This is a genomic window from Streptomyces sp. NPDC054834, from assembly GCF_053611185.1.
This window is the reverse complement of the sequence record NZ_JBSGZV010000031.1, coordinates 52,764-67,190: the sequence shown is the minus strand read 5'-3', so window position 1 is coordinate 67,190 and position 14,427 is coordinate 52,764. Positions and strand designations below refer to the sequence as shown.

Sequence of the window (14,427 nt, the reverse complement as noted above, 5' to 3'; positions counted from 1 at the left end):
CTTCCTCCAGTGGGTGCGGGCTTCCCGGGATCCCCGGATGTCTCCCTTCCACGCTAGGAAGCCGCGCTCAGCTCCGGAAACGCGCGATCGGCATGGGTGCCATCCGCGCCGGCGGTCTCCTGTCCGGCGGTCTCCTGTCCGGCGGTCTCCCCGCCCGCCGGCTCCGCCAGTGAGGCACCGACCCTGCGCAGGGTCTCCCGCAGCCAGCGGTGCGCCGGATCGGAATGCCGGTTGTGGTGCCAGTACATGGCCTCCACCAGCGGCACGTCCGGGAACGGCGTCGGTACGGCGACACAGCGCGCGAAGCCCTCGTAGCGCCGGGCGAGCCGCTCCGGGACCAGGGCGACCAGATCGGTGCCGCTGACCACGAACGGCAGCGCGGTGAACCCGGGCGTGCTGACCTGCACCCGCGGTGTGATGCCGAGGGTCTCCAGCTGGCGGTCGGCGGGCGTGAGCTTGCCGATGCCGCAGGCGGCGTGCGGCATCTCCGCGAGGTCGCGCAGGGTGAGCCGGCCGTCCAGCAGACGCGGGTTGTCCGGGTCGACCAGGCAGACGAACCGGTCGTGCGTCACGGCCTCGCTGACGCCGGGCAGCTGGTAGCCCAGCGGAACGATCATCAGGTCGTGGCAGCGCAGATGCGTCTCGGTCTCCAGCTGCCCGTGCACGATGGGGTGGAAGTCGATACGGACCCCCGGCGCCTCGGCCGCGATCACCCGCAGCAGCGGCTCCACCAGCACCGTCATCACGTAGTCGGACATCACCACCGAGAACCGCTGCCGGCTGAGCGCCGGGTCGAAGTGCCTGGTGAGCGACAGTGCCTCCGCCGCCTTGTACAGGGAGGCCTGTACGACCGGCAGCAGCCGCTCCGCCAGCGGTGTCAGCTCGTACTCGCGGCCCACGCGCACCAGCAGCTCGTCGTTGAAGTGCCGCCGCAGCCGGGCCAGGGAGCCGCTCATCGCGGACTGGCTGGTGGACAGGCGGACACCGGCGTGGGTGACGTTCTTCTCCTCCAGGAGGGCTTCCAGCGCCACCAGGAGATTCAGGTCGATCGCTCCGAGACCCATGCTGTCTCCTTCCGGCCGCGTCCTTGAAGCTCGTGGAACCGGAGCGTAACGAGCGGGTTTCCGCCGAGGAAGACCGCGGCGGCCAAGTCACAGGAAACCGATAGCAGGCATCGGACCAGCGGATACGGCCGGCCCGGGCCCGCTCAGGGGCGCGGTGTCCGGCCCCGCTTGCGGGCCCGCGGAAGATAGGCGTCCGTGCGTCCCGCGACCACCCGGTTGGAGACGCTGCCCAGCCGCTCCACCGTCAGCGTCACCTCGTCGCCGGGCACCAGCGGAGGCGGGGTGCGCTCGCCGAGCCGGCCCCAGAACTCCGCCAGCGAACCCCAGCCGCAGGTGCCCGAGCCGAGGACGTCCCCGGGGCGCACCCAGGCGTCCCGGGCCGCGTAGGCCACCATCTCCTCGAAGGTCCAGGAGACGTTGGCGAGGGTGTCCCGGCCGATCAGCTCGCCGTTGAGGGTGACCGTCATCTCCAGGTCCAGGAAACCGTCCGCGTCCCGCCGGTCCTCCACCTCGTCGGCGGTGACCAGGAACGGCCCGAGCGTGTTGGCGAAGTCCTTGCCCTTGGAGAAGCCCAGTCCCAGGTTCTTCTCGGGTTTCTGGAGGTCGCGCGCCGACCAGTCGTTGAAGACGAGGTAGCCGACGATGTGGTCGCGGGCCTGCTCGGGGGTCAGGTCGCGGCCCTCTTCGCCGATCACCGCGCCCACCTCCAGCTCGAAGTCCAGCACCGAGCAGCCCGCGGGCACGGGCACGTCGTCGTGGGCGCCGTAGGCCGCGTGCGGGTTGGTGAAGTAGAAGTTGGGCGCCCGGTGCCACTCCTCGGGCACGTGCTCCAGCCCGTCCAGCGACTTGGAGACGCCCTCGATGTGCGCCTCGAACCCGACGAAGTCCCGGATGGACGGCGGCTTCAGCGGGGGCAGCAGCCGCACCCGGCCGACCGCTAGATCACCGGCGGCGCTGAGCGCTTCCGCGCCGGCGGCGTGCAGCTCCTGCCGCTCGATCAGCGTCAGCAGGGTGACCCCTTCCGGCAGTGGATGGATCACCCCGCCCCGCACCACCCCGGCGCGCTCCTCGCCCTGGTGCTCGTATGTCGCGAAACGCATGCCTCACTGCTCCCAGTGGTTGGTGTTGGTGACGGCCCCGGTGCTCAGATAGCCCGCGAACAGGCCTTTGGGATCGCGTACGGCGCGGATCTCCTGGAGCCGGTGCCACTGCGCGTCGCCCATGAACCGCAGCTGCCGCACGGTGAAGTCGGAGTCCCCGAGGTACTGGCCGGCGGTCACCGGCTCCATCGCCGCCATCGCCCCGTCCAGCCAGGCGCGCAGCTCGGCGTCCCGCTCGGGCTCGTCGTGGACGACGTAGGCGGCGCAGTAGATCTCCGACTGCAACGAGAAGGCCATGTCGGGCAGTTCACGCAGCGGCGCCATGGAGAACCAGATGGTGAAGGTCTGCCGGGTCGGGTGTTCGGTGAACGCCTTGCGGATCGCGGGGACGATCTCTTCGGCCGGCCCGGTGAGCCAGGCGTTGTCCACCAGGTAGCGGTGGCCCTCCGGGTTGGCGGTGCGCTGGCCCTGGAGCTGCTCGGCGAGTGTCGTCGGTTCGGCCTCGATCCGCAGCAGCGCGCGGTCCGCGTACGGGTTCGCGTGCAGGGGTGCCAGTGCCTGCGCGGCCTGCTCGGGCGTGTCGGTCATGGACACGCCGGTGACGAGCAGCACCGGGCTTTCGGAGCCGGGAGGCGTCTGGGTGAGCGCGACGATCTCCACCAGGCCGGACACGGTGTGGTGCATACCGTGCAGCCAGGTCATGACCTCGTCGAAGAGGTCCAGCGGATAGGCGTGGACCGTGTGCGCCAGATGCCGGGGCAGCGGCCGGGTGCGCAGGTGGAAGCGGGTCACCACGCCGAAGAAGCCCGGGCCCGCGCCGCGTGCCGCCCAGAACAGGTCGCTGTGCCGTGTCTCGTCGGCCCGGACCAGCTCGCCCTCGGCGGTCACGACGTCGATCGCGACGATGTTCTCCGCCGCCCAGCCCCAGCCGCGCGCGTTCCAGCCCTGCCCGCCCTGGAGCAGGAACCCGCCGATGCCGACGGAGGGGCAGTGGCCGCCGTTGAAGAAGCGGCCGAATCCGCCCAGATACGGGTTGAGTTCGTCGCCGCCCCGCACACTGGGAGTCGCCGTCACGATCCTGGTCGACTCGTCGTACGCCATCTCACGGAAGTGGCCGAGGTCGATCAGCAGCGCGTCCCGGCGCACCGACCAGGCGGCCCAGCTGTGCCCGCCCGAGCGGACGGCGACCTGCCAGCCGCGCTCCAGGGCGAGGCGTACGCCTTCGACGACGTCCTGCTCGGTCCGTGCATCGAGCACGGCCGCGGGGCTACGGTCCGCCGGCCGGCGGGCGTTGAACACCCGCCCGAAGCAGGCCTCTTCGAAGTCCTCGTCGCCGGGGAGGTGGAGGGTGCCGGAGAAACGGTTCATGATCACTCGGGCCCTCACTTGACCGCGATCGGGTTGACGGGCGCGCCCACCGCGCCGGTCACCGGCAGGGGAGCGGCGACCAGCAGGAACTCGTACACGCCGTCGGCCGCGCAGTCCTCCGCGAGGGCCTCCAGGTCCCACATCTCGCCCAGCGGCAGGCCCATGTTCGGGATGGCGATCTGGTGCAGCGGTGACATCGCGGGCTCGGCGAACTCGTACGGGCGCACCTCCAGGCCCCAGGTGTCGGAGGCGACCGCGGCGATCTCCGTGCGGTGCAGCCAGCCCAGCGTGGTGAAGGACAGCCCGGGCGCGTCACCGGCCGCGTAGGTGCCCCAACCGCCCAGTCGCCGTACCCGTCCGATCTGCCCGGTGCGCACCAGCACCAGGTCGCCCCGACGGACCGTGGAAGTGGCGCCCTGCGCCTCGATCGTGGCCCGCAGATGCTCCTCCAGGACGGGGAAGCCGTCGGGGAGTTCACCGTGCTCGTCGCCGGCCGCCCGGCCCACGTCGAGCAGGACACCGCGTCCGGTGAACGCGTCCCGCATGTGCTCGATGCCGGTGACCGCGTCGCCGTCGCCGTTCACGATGGTGCACGGACGGCCGTTCCACGCCTGCTTGTTGTCGTAGATGTGGCCGAGCCCGTCCCACTGGGTGGAGGCCTGGAGCGGCATGACGATGTGGTCGTCGGCGCCGCCGAAGCCGTGCGGGAAGCCCTGCGTGCCCGCCGCCGCGTCGGAGCCGGTGTCCTTCATGTAGTGGACGGGATTGATGCGACCGCGGAATCCGCGCTGGGGTCCGTCCTCGTTGAACTCCAGTGCGAGCGAGAAGGGCCGTCCCCGCCGCACCAGGCCGGCCGCATGGGCCCGTATCGCGTCGTCGATGAAGTTGAGCGTGCCCAGCACGTCGTCCTCGCCCCAGCGGCCCCAGTTCCGGTAGGCGGCGCGGGCCTTGGCGAGCTCTTCCTCGATCGGGCCGAGGGGCGTGGTTGTCATCGGATCCGTCCTTTCAGCAGCAGGTCCAGGGCGTTGCCCCCGGCGATCGCGGCCCGGTCGGCCGGGTCCAGCCCGGCGGCGTCCAGGCGGGCCACCGGGTCGTCGACGCCCATGTCGAAGGGGTGGTCCGTGCCGAGGACCACCCGGTCCGCGCCGACCTCCTCGACCAGGTGCCGCAGGGCACGCGGGGTGTAGACGAGCGCGTCGAACCACATGCGGCGCAGATAGGAGCTGGGCGGCTCCGCGCAGCCGCGCGCGTCCGGCCGCACCTGCCAGGCGTGGTCCGAACGGCCGATGTACGTGGGCAGATAGCCGCCCCCGTGCGCGGCCACCAGCTTCAGGCGCGGAAAGCGGTCCAGGACGCCGGTGAAGATCAGGTGGGAGAGGGCCACGGTCGTCTCGACGGGCTGGCCGACCGTGTTGCCCAGGTAGCGGGTCGCCAGCCGCGCGCCGAGCGAGCAGCCCCAGGGGTGGACGAAGACGACCGCGCCGAGCTCCTCGGCCCGCGCCCACACCTCGTCGTGCGCGGGGTCGGCCAGCTCACGGCCGTCGACGGTCGTCGAGACGCTGATGCCGTACAGACCGTGGTCGACGACCGCCCTCTCCAGCAGGGTGACCGCCAGGCCGGGGTGCTGGAGCGGGATCGTGCCCAGCCCGTACAGGCGGTCGGGGTCGGCGGCGCAGTGCGCGGCCACCGCCTCGTTGACCGTGCCGGCCAGGCGGGCGGCCGGATCCGGCTGGGTCCAGTAGTGGTGCATCGGCATGGGGCCGACCACCTGGATGTCGACGCCCATCGCGTCGAGGTCGGCCAGCCGTACCCGAGGGTTGGTCAACCTCGCTGTCAGACGCCGGAGTTGGGCACGGTTGACGGACAGGGACTCGGCCGAGTGGGCACGCTGCTCCGCGGCCAGTTCGGCGGCGAGGCCGGGTGCGCCCGCGATCAGCGCGTCGGCGGCGGGTACGGCGAGATGACCGTGGAAGTCGACGACAGGTCCGCCGCTCATGCCGCCGCCGTCAGCGAGGTCAGCGTCTCCGACATGATCCGCGCGGGGTCGGCGCCGGGCGTGCCCGGGTGGATCTCCCAGTCGGCGAGCTGGAGCGAGTTCCTGAGCACCATGCGCACCCGGGGCAACCGCCGGGACATGAAGTGGTCCAGCGCCTTCTCCAACGGCTCGCAACCCATGACCAGTTCGGCCAGCAGCACCGCGTCCTCCAGGCACATGGCCGCGCCCTGCGCGATCAGCGGCGGACAGGCGTGCGCCGCGTCGCCGATCACCATCGTGCGGCCGCGGTGCCACGGCCCGTCGATCAGCACCGCCTCGATCCAGCGGTAGTCGACCGTCGTGTCGTCGGGCAGCGAGGCGATGACCTTGCCCCAGGTGCCGCCGTAACCGGCGCCGCGCTCCCGCATCAGCGACAGCGGAGCGCGCGGGCCGATCAGAGCGGCGTCGAGGTTCTCGTCGAGGAGGTAGGCGTAGCACTGATCGGCGGAGATCGGGCTGTAACCGGCCTTGAAGCGGGGGCCGCCGTAGTACACCTCGGCGCAGTCCATCTCGGCGGGGCGCTCGCCGACCACCCGGAATATCGACATACCGACCGGGCTCGGCTGCTGGGCGATGCCGATGAGTCCGCGCATCGCCGAGTTGATCCCGTCGGCGCCGACCACGAGGTCGTAGCGGCCGGTGGCGCCGTCGCTGAACGCCACGTCCACGTGTACGGGCGACTGGTCGAGCCGCGTCACGGTCAGTCCGAGCCGGACCCGGACCCCTTGCGCGTACACCGCGTCGCACAGTGCGTTCTGAAGGTCCGAGCGCAGGGCGCCCGCCGTGGAGGGCAGGTCCGGGCCACCGGTGTGCGGGGTGGCCAGCTCGGTGACCAGCCCGCCGTCCGCACGCCGCAGCCGCATGATGTCGAACGGCACGGCCCGGTCCAGTACCCGGTCCAGCACGCCGACCGAGCGCAGCGCCTTGAGCGCGTTGCCCTGAATGGTGATGCCATGGCCCACACCGAACCACTGGGGGGAGATCTCGACGAGGTCCACGTCGGCGCCGCGTCGGGCGAGCGCGAGGGCGAGCACGCTTCCGGTGATGCCGCCGCCGACGACGAGCACCTTGTGTACGGTCATGGGCGATCCTTGCGAAGGTAGAGAAGATGACAGGTGCCACCCGGGCTGTGTTCATTCCGGGGGCAGGCCCCCGGGCCCCCGCCGCGGCCCGAGTTCGTGGTAGTGCTCCACGACGGGGGGCTCGGCGAAGAAGGGGCCGACGATGGCCCGCCAGCGGCCGAAGCGCTCGGACTCGCGGAATCCGGCCGTGTGCGCCTCGACGGAGTCCCAGCCGACGAGCAGCAGGAAGGTCCGCGGCCGCTCCTCGCACCGCAGCAGTTCGGCCCAGCGGAACCCGTCGGCCTCCGCGAGCACCTCGCGGGCCTTGCCGAAGACCTCCTGGAACTCCGCTTCCCGGCCGGCCTCGACGGCCAGCTCGGCATGCTCGACTACCACGTCGTTCTCCTAGGGGTGGTGGGGTGCTCCGAGCCTGATCGGCGGGCGATGCAGGGTCAACGGATCGAGGCATCGGCAAGGGGGACGTCATCCATCCCGTACGGCGATGGAGGCGCCGGTCGCGCCGCCGATGGCAGGCATCGCGAACGGCCATTTCCGCCGCCCGGCGCCGCTGCCTAGCGTCGGAGGCGAGCCCCCAGCATCCGTCCGAGGAGAGCCGCCCGTGCCCCATCCACTCCCCACCCATGCCGGACCGTTCGCGCTCGGCACCTTCAGCAGCGCCACAGAGGCCTTCCCCGGCCTGGTCACCGGGACCCGGGTGCGTGACCTGTCCGACCGGGTGCCGTCCGTGCGTGCCCTCATCGACGGCTGGGACCGCTGGCTGCCCCGACTGCACGACCTCGCCGGCTCGGCCGACGGCAGCTGGCACGACCTGGCCGGACTGCGCGTACTGGCCCCGATCGAGCCCGGCCAGATCCTCCAGAGCGGCGCCAACTACCGCAAGCACGTCGTCGACCTGGTCGCGGCGGAGACGGAGAGCGTGCACGGCGCGACACCCGAGGAGGCCCGCGCCGACGCCGAGAAGATGATGGACGAGCGGATCCGGGGCGGAGTGCCGTACGTCTTCCTCGGCTCGCCGCGCGCGATGTGCGGCCCGTGCGACGACATCCTGCTCCCGGAACTCGGCGAACAGCACGACTGGGAGCTCGAACTCGCCCTCGTCATCGGCAGATCGGGCAGGAACATCCCGGCCGGAGAAGCGATGTCGTACGTCGCCGCCTACACGATCTGCAACGACCTCACCACCCGGGACCGCCTCTACCGGCCCGACCTGAAGGCCATCGGCACCGACTGGTTCACCGCCAAGAACGCCGACACCTTCCTGCCGACCGGGCCCTTCCTCGTCCCGGCCGCCTTCGCCGGCGACCCGGACGACCTGCGGATCACCCTGCGGCACAACGGCGTCGTCCGGCAGGACGAGTCGACCAAGGACATGATCTTCGACATCCCCCGGCTCCTCGCGTACGTCTCCACGACCACCACCCTGCGCCCCGGCGACCTGCTGCTCACCGGGTCACCGGCGGGCAACGGCGCGCACTGGGGCGTCTTCCTGCGCCCCGGTGACGTGCTGGAGGCGGAGATCACGGGCCTGGGTCACCAGCGCAACACCGTCAGGAGCCACGCATGAGCTTCCAGCCCATCACCCATCTGCGCCATGTCGACCTGGCCGTACCGGACTTCGACATCCAGCGCGCCTTCTACGGCACCACCTGGGGCCTGACCGAGGTCGCCGACGACAGCGGCCTCGCCTTCTTCGCCGCCGAGGGCAGCCCCGAGAGTTACGTCGTCCGGATCCGCCGGGACGAGCGGAAGCGGATGGACCTGGTCGCCTTCGGGGCCGTCTCCCCGGCGGCCGTCGACGAACTGGCGGTGCGGCTCGGGCGTGCCGGGATCCGACTCGTCCATGAACCCAAGGCCTTGGACACCCCCGGCGGCGGCTACGGCATCCGCTTCTTCGACCCGGACGGACGGGTCGTCGAGGTCTCCGCCGAGGTCGCCACCCGCACCCACCGCAGGATCGAGGAGCGCGAGGCCGTCCCCGTGCGCCTGTCGCACTGCGTGGTCAACTCCCAGGACCCGCAGGGCCTGCGCGACTTCTACGTCCGCCACCTCGGCTTCCGGCTCACCGACACCCTGTACTCCACGCACATGGGCGACCTCATGTACTTCCTGCGGTGCAGCCCCCTGCACCACTCCTTCGCCATCGCGCGCGGGCCCCATGTGTCCCTGCACCACGCCTCGTTCGAGATGCGGGGCGTGGAGGAGTACCTGCGGGGCACCGGGCGGGCGCTGCGGGCCGGGACCCGGCTGACCTGGGGGCCGGGCCGTCATCTCGCGGGCGACAACACCTTCTCCTACTTCCACGACCCGCACGGCAACACCGTCGAGTACACCACCGAGCTCGCCGTCCTCGAGGAGGACCTGTGGCACCCGGGGCGGCACGACGTCGACGACCCGATGACCCAGGACCAGTGGGGGACCGCCGACCCGATGAGCGAGTCGGTCGCCAAGGAGCAGTTCAACGACCCCGACGTGCTCTTCGAAGCGCCCCCCGTGTGATCCGACCGACTCCCTCCCGAGAAAGGCCGCCGTTGTGGCAGAGATCCTGAAGCACGCCGTACCCAGGGCCGAGGTCACCGCCTCCCTCGACCAGGTGCGCGCGACCGTCTCCTCGGTCATCGCGGACATCCGCGAGCGCGGCGACGAGGCCGTGCGCGAGTACTCCGAGAAGTTCGACGACTGGAGCCCCGACTCCTTCCGGCTGAGCGAGGAGGAGGTCGAGAAGATCGTCGCGTCGGTGCCGCAGCAGGTCATCGACGACATCCGGTTCGTGCAGGAGCAGGTGCGTACCTTCGCCCGCCACCAGCTCGACTCCCTGGGGGAGTTCGAGGTGGAGACCCTGCCGGGTGTGAAGCTCGGCCAGAAGCACATCCCCGTGCAGGCCGCGGGGGCGTACATCCCCGGCGGACGCTATCCGCTCACCGCCTCCGCCCACATGACCGTCGTCACCGCCAAGGTCGCCGGCGTGCCCCGGGTCGTCGCCTGCACGCCTCCCATCCGGGGCGAGATCCCGGCCGCCACCGTCGCCGCCATGCATCTCGCGGGCGCCGACGAGATCTGGCTGCTCGGCGGGGTCCAGGCGGTGGCCGCCATGGCCGTCGGCACCTCGAGCATGGAGCCGGTCGATCTGATCGCGGGGCCCGGCAACGCCTATGTCGCCGAGGCCAAGCGGCAGCTGTTCGGCGAGATCGGCATCGACCTGTTCGCCGGGCCGACCGAGATCCTGGTCCTCGCCGACGAGCACGCCGACCCGTTCGTGTGCGCGGTCGACCTGCTCTCCCAGGCCGAGCACGGCCCGGATTCCCCGGCCGTCCTGATCACCACCTCCCGCGAGGTGGCCGAGCGGACCGTCGCCGAGGTCGAACGCCTGCTGCCCACCATGCCCACCCGGGACTTCGCCGGACCCGCGTGGCGCGACCACGGGCAGGTGCACGTCGTCGACTCCCTCGACGAGCTGTACGAACTCGCCGACGCGTTCGCCTTTGAACACGTGGAGGTGCTCACGGCCGAGCCGCGTCTCGCCCTGGAGCGGATGACCCAGTACGGCGCCCTGTTCCTCGGCGAGGGCACCTGTGTCTCGTTCGGCGACAAGGTGATCGGCACCAACCACGTGCTGCCCACCAGGGGCGCCGCCCGCTACACCGGCGGCCTGTGGGTGGGGAAGTACCTCAGGACGGTCACGTACCAGGAGGTCACCGACACCGCCTCGCAGGCCCTGCTCGGCCGGCTGTGCGGGCGTGCCTCGCGCGTGGAGCTGTTCGAGGGGCACGCGCGCTCCGGTGACGTACGGGCCGCCCGGGCCGCCGGCGACGAGCTGCCGTGGAACCACACGTGAGCCTCCACGGGCGGACGGCGCTGGTCACCGGCGGCGGGGGACCCCTGGGGCGGGCGTTCGCGCTCGCCCTGGCTCAGGCCGGGGCCCGGGTGATCCTGGCCGGCCGCACCGAAGGCGCCCTGGCGGAAGCGGCGGCCCGGGTGGCCGGGAAGGGCGGCCTGGCGCGCACGGCCGTGTGCGACGTCTCCGACCCGGCCTCGGTCCGGGCGCTGGCCGCCGGACTCGCCGACGAGGACGTGTCGCTGCTGGTCAACAACGCGGGCATCGCCGGCCCGGTGCGGCCCCTGACCGAGGTCGAGCCCGACGAGTGGGACGAGGTGTTCGCCGTCAACGTACGCGGCGCCTACCTGATGTGCCGGGCCTTCCTGCCGCCGATGCTCGCGGCGGGACGCGGCGACATCGTCAACGTCGCCTCCGTCAGCGGCAAGCGACCCCTGCTCAACCGCACCCCCTACACCGCCTCCAAGATGGCGCTGATCGGCCTGACCCGCACCCTCGCGGGCGAAGCCGGCCCACGGGGCGTCGCGGTCAACTCGCTCTCGCCCGGCCCGGTCAGGGGGCCGCGCATGGACCGCAACTTCCGGCTCACGGCCGACCTCACCGGCTGCACCGCCGAGGAGGCGGAACGCGACTTCGCCTCCCGGGCCGCCCTGGGCCGCCTCGTGGAGGAGGACGAGGTGGCCCGCGCACTGGTCGCGATGCTCGGCATGCCGGGGCTGTGCGGGGCGGACATCGACCTGTCGGCGGGAATGACCGCACCGGCGTGACCACTGACTGTGGCAACTCTGTGTGATGGCCATGAAGTGGGCCGCGCGATCCGAGGAATCGGGTTCCCGAATGGGTGTGTGCGGCCCCTACTGCCTTCTGTACGGGGCTGATTCACTCTCCTTCCGAATCCCCCGGGGCTCCTCGGCGGGCCGCCGTGACGACATATCCGATGCCCGCCCGCTCACTTTGCGCAACGACGCACTCCACCTGTCTGGGAAGGCAAGTCATGATGCTGATCACCCGACGTTCGATACTCATCGCCGGCTCCGCGACGGCCGGGGCGCTCCTCGTCCCCCCGGCACCCGCACTCGCCGCACCGGAGCGGGCCTCCGCCAAGGAGATCACCGTCGAGGCGGGCCAGACGTACGAACTCGCCGCCACCACCCGCGTCGGCCGGCTCACCGTCGCCGAGGGCGGCAGGATCGTCGCCCCCGACGGTCACAGCCTCACGCTCACCGTGAACGGGGTGGAGACCGGCCAGCTGCTCACCGGGACCGGCGGTACCGCCACCCTCGTCCAGGCCGGCACCTACCGCGGAGATGTCGTCCTCACCGTGGCCGAGGCCACCGGGGTCACCTACGAGACGCTCACCTTTCCCTTCCGGCAGGCGCTGTACGTAGACGCCGACGGCGTGGTGACCGGCAAGTCCGTGCTCTCCGCCGTCCTCGGCGGCAGGGTCACCGAGACCGGCGCCCGGAACGTGTCGATCACGTCCACCGGAGAGTGCTTCGACGGCGTGTACGTCGAGAACGGCACCTACACGCTCCGGCGGCCCACCATCTCCCTGACGGGCAACGGCCGTTGCGACTTCGCCGGGTACGGTGCCGCCGTGGTCGGCGACGGCGCGTCGACCCGGCTGGTGCTCGACGGCGCCCGGATCAGCACCCAGGGCGTGGTACGTACCACGGTCATCGCCGACGGTGGCGCCAACGTCCTCGTCAAGGACTCCGTCCTGCGCGCCCGCAACGGCGTGCTGCCCGCCGACTACCAGGCCACCGTCGAGACCCCGTACATGGAGTCCGTGCCCTGGATGCTCGGCCTCGACGGCAACGTCCGGGCCACCAACCTGATCGGCAGGAACAGCAGGGCGACCTACCTCGACTCGACCGTGTTCTCGGAGACCTGGGGGGCGCTGTCGGTGGAGGGCGGCAGCGGGCTGAAGCTGACCGCGATCAACAGCCACTTCGGCAACACCGGGGCGTACGGCTACGGCACGTACGCCATCGGGGACGCCACGGTCCGGGTGCTCGGCTCCCGGGTGGACGTCGGCAGCTACGCGACCATCATCGCCGGATCGGCCGCCGTCGTGCACTACGGCGACAGCACCCGCGAGGCCGTCGCCGCACTCAACACCGAGCTCGAAATCGGTCTCACAGACACCGAGTTGGCGGCCGTGCCGGTGCGTAGCACGGCCGTCGACTCGGGCCACTTCGGCTATATGTTCTTCGGCGCGGGCACGCTCACCATCGACGGGGGCACGGTCGTCGACTCCGAGCGGGCCACCTTCCTCAACAAGGGCCAGCAGACCGCCATCACCGTCGACGGCTCCCAGGGCGCCCGGCTCAACCCGCGCGACGGGATCATCCTTCAGATGATCGAGCTGGACGACCCGGGCCCGGTGAACGTGAACGGCAAGATGATGAACGTCGGTGTCTACACCGAGCCCACCGACGACCCGGCCAAGGACTCCTCCTTCGACGTGACCGCGGCACACGGCTCCGACGGGGCCGCCACCTTCAGCTCCATCGAGCTGAAGGGCGACTTCTACAACGGCATGCGCAAGGGGAAGAACATGGTCCTCACCTTCGAGGACTCGGCCGTCGAGGGCGTGATCTCCGCATCGAGGGCCAGGCACCGCGTGTCCACCATCGACGCGTCCACCTTCTACGAGCTGGGCATCGTCACCAACACCGTGCAGCCCGCCGTCAACAACGGGGCGATCGTGAAGCTGAACAGCGGCTCCACCTGGACGGTCACCGGCACCTCGTACCTGACGTCGCTCACGATCGCCGCCGACGCGGCTGTGAAGGCCCCGCGCGGGAAGACGGTGACGCTGACGGTCGACGGCACGCCGACGGCCCTCACGCCGGGCACCACCCGCACGGGCGCGCTGACCCTCACCGTCGCCTGACGTCAGGAGGCGGAGGCCGACCGGGCCTCCGCCTCCTTGGCGATCTGCTCGAACTGCGCTCCCATGGCCGCCGCCAGGGCCTGCGCGGCCGACAACGGCCGCACCATGACCGTCAGTTCGTCGATCAGGCCGTCCTCGTTCAGATGGATGAAGTCGCAGCCGGTCAGCTCGCGGTCGCCCACCCGGGTGGCGAAGACCAGCGCGTGGTCGCGTCCGTCGGCGCCGGCGAGTTCCCGCTCGTACCGGAAGTCCTCGAAGACCCGCGCGACCCCGCGCAGGATCGCCGCCGTGATCGCCTTGCCCGGGTACGGCTTGAAGACGACCGGGCTGGTGAAGACCACGTCCTCGGCCAGGAGCGCCTCCACGGCGTCCATGTCGCCCGCCTCGACCGCCTCGCGGAACGCACGCATCGGACCACCTCATAGTCAATTAATTGATTAGGTGCGGATGAGAATAGTCATCCGCTGTTAGCGTGTCCACATGTCTCTGAAGTACGCCGTCCTCGCCGCTCTTCTGGAGGGCGAGGCCTCGGGCTACGAGCTGTCCAAGGTCTTCGACGTGTCCCTGGCCAACTTCTGGCCGGCGACCCCGCAGCAGCTCTACCGCGAGCTGGAACGGCTGGCGGGGGAGGGGCTGATCGAGGCCCGGGTGGTGCAGCAGGAGCGACGGCCCAACAAGCGGATGTTCACCCTCACCGAGGCCGGCCGCGCGGACCTGCGCTCCTTCGCCGCCGAGCCGCCCCGCCGGCCCACCACCCTCCGCGACGAGCTCTTCGTGAAGATCCAGGCGATGGACGGGGTGGACCCGGCCGTCACCCGCGAGCTGGTCGAGGAGCGCATGTCCTGGGCGCGCGGCAAGCTCGACCGCTATCTGCGCCTCCGCGACCGTCTCCTCGACGGCCGCACCGAGGAGGAGTATCTGAGCGAGTCCGACCGCATCGGCCCGTATCTGACCCTGATGGGCGGGATCGCTTTCGAGGAGGGGAACCTGCGCTGGTGCGAGCGGGTTCTGGCGGTCCTGAAGCAGCGCGTTGCCCTAGGCTGACCC

Annotated in this window: 14 protein-coding genes; 6 read left to right on the top strand and 8 right to left on the bottom strand. The window is 71.2% G+C overall.

Features of this window, described 5'->3' with window-relative positions; all coding sequences use genetic code 11:
• Window positions 1-53: 53 nt before the first annotated feature.
• The 7 genes from ACWGJM_RS32750 to ACWGJM_RS32720 all read right to left on the bottom strand — a co-directional run bounded on the left by ACWGJM_RS32750 (window position 54) and on the right by ACWGJM_RS32720 (window position 7,024).
• Window positions 54-1,064 (bottom strand): LysR family transcriptional regulator, encoded by a 1,011-nt coding sequence (locus ACWGJM_RS32750; RefSeq protein WP_453415362.1) that lies wholly within the window; start codon window positions 1,062-1,064, stop codon window positions 54-56.
• Window positions 1,065-1,207: 143 nt separating this feature from the next.
• Window positions 1,208-2,164, bottom strand: a complete 957-nt coding sequence (locus ACWGJM_RS32745) for a fumarylacetoacetate hydrolase family protein (RefSeq protein WP_453415361.1) — start codon at window positions 2,162-2,164, stop codon at window positions 1,208-1,210.
• A 3-nt stretch (window positions 2,165-2,167) separates the two neighbouring features.
• Window positions 2,168-3,538 (bottom strand): FAD-binding oxidoreductase, encoded by a 1,371-nt coding sequence (locus ACWGJM_RS32740; RefSeq protein WP_453415360.1) that lies wholly within the window; start codon window positions 3,536-3,538, stop codon window positions 2,168-2,170.
• A gap of 8 nt (window positions 3,539-3,546) precedes the next feature.
• On the bottom strand, window positions 3,547-4,524 hold the full coding sequence (locus ACWGJM_RS32735; RefSeq protein WP_453415359.1) for a cyclase family protein: 978 nt from the start codon (window positions 4,522-4,524) through the stop codon (window positions 3,547-3,549).
• Window positions 4,521-5,528 carry an amidohydrolase family protein gene (locus ACWGJM_RS32730; RefSeq protein WP_453415358.1) on the bottom strand — a complete coding sequence of 336 codons (1,008 nt, stop codon included), beginning with the start codon at window positions 5,526-5,528 and terminating at the stop codon, window positions 4,521-4,523. Before ACWGJM_RS32730 ends, ACWGJM_RS32735 begins: the two co-directional genes overlap by 4 nt.
• Window positions 5,525-6,649, bottom strand: coding sequence for an FAD-dependent monooxygenase (locus ACWGJM_RS32725; RefSeq protein ID WP_453415357.1), 1,125 nt, complete (start codon window positions 6,647-6,649; stop codon window positions 5,525-5,527). The genes ACWGJM_RS32730 and ACWGJM_RS32725 overlap by 4 nt, the downstream gene beginning before the upstream one ends.
• 51 nt (window positions 6,650-6,700) lie before the next feature.
• On the bottom strand, window positions 6,701-7,024 hold the full coding sequence (locus ACWGJM_RS32720) for an antibiotic biosynthesis monooxygenase family protein (RefSeq protein ID WP_453415356.1): 324 nt from the start codon (window positions 7,022-7,024) through the stop codon (window positions 6,701-6,703).
• Between the two features lie 223 nt (window positions 7,025-7,247).
• Here ACWGJM_RS32720 and ACWGJM_RS32715 point away from each other — a divergent pair, with 223 nt between their 5' ends.
• The 5 genes from ACWGJM_RS32715 (at window position 7,248) to ACWGJM_RS32695 (ending at window position 13,380) form a co-directional block, all read left to right on the top strand.
• Entirely contained in the window at window positions 7,248-8,213 is a 966-nt protein-coding gene (locus tag ACWGJM_RS32715) for a fumarylacetoacetate hydrolase family protein (protein ID WP_453415355.1), read from the top strand.
• Window positions 8,210-9,145 (top strand): VOC family protein, encoded by a 936-nt coding sequence (locus ACWGJM_RS32710; RefSeq protein WP_453415354.1) that lies wholly within the window; start codon window positions 8,210-8,212, stop codon window positions 9,143-9,145. Before ACWGJM_RS32715 ends, ACWGJM_RS32710 begins: the two co-directional genes overlap by 4 nt.
• A gap of 34 nt (window positions 9,146-9,179) precedes the next feature.
• On the top strand, window positions 9,180-10,481 hold the full coding sequence (hisD, locus tag ACWGJM_RS32705) for a histidinol dehydrogenase (RefSeq protein WP_453415353.1): 1,302 nt from the start codon (window positions 9,180-9,182) through the stop codon (window positions 10,479-10,481).
• Window positions 10,478-11,248, top strand: coding sequence for an SDR family NAD(P)-dependent oxidoreductase (locus ACWGJM_RS32700; protein ID WP_453415352.1), 771 nt, complete (start codon window positions 10,478-10,480; stop codon window positions 11,246-11,248). Before hisD ends, ACWGJM_RS32700 begins: the two co-directional genes overlap by 4 nt.
• Before the next feature lie 227 nt (window positions 11,249-11,475).
• Window positions 11,476-13,380, top strand: a complete 1,905-nt coding sequence (locus ACWGJM_RS32695) for a hypothetical protein (RefSeq protein WP_453415351.1) — start codon at window positions 11,476-11,478, stop codon at window positions 13,378-13,380.
• A gap of 2 nt (window positions 13,381-13,382) precedes the next feature.
• On the opposite strand, the gene ACWGJM_RS32690 is transcribed toward ACWGJM_RS32695, so the two are convergent.
• Window positions 13,383-13,790 (bottom strand): nuclear transport factor 2 family protein, encoded by a 408-nt coding sequence (locus ACWGJM_RS32690; protein ID WP_453415350.1) that lies wholly within the window; start codon window positions 13,788-13,790, stop codon window positions 13,383-13,385.
• Window positions 13,791-13,860: 70 nt separating this feature from the next.
• Between ACWGJM_RS32690 and ACWGJM_RS32685 the strand changes: the two genes are divergently transcribed.
• Window positions 13,861-14,424, top strand: a complete 564-nt coding sequence (locus tag ACWGJM_RS32685; protein ID WP_453415349.1) for a PadR family transcriptional regulator — start codon at window positions 13,861-13,863, stop codon at window positions 14,422-14,424.
• Window positions 14,425-14,427: the final 3 nt, after the last annotated feature.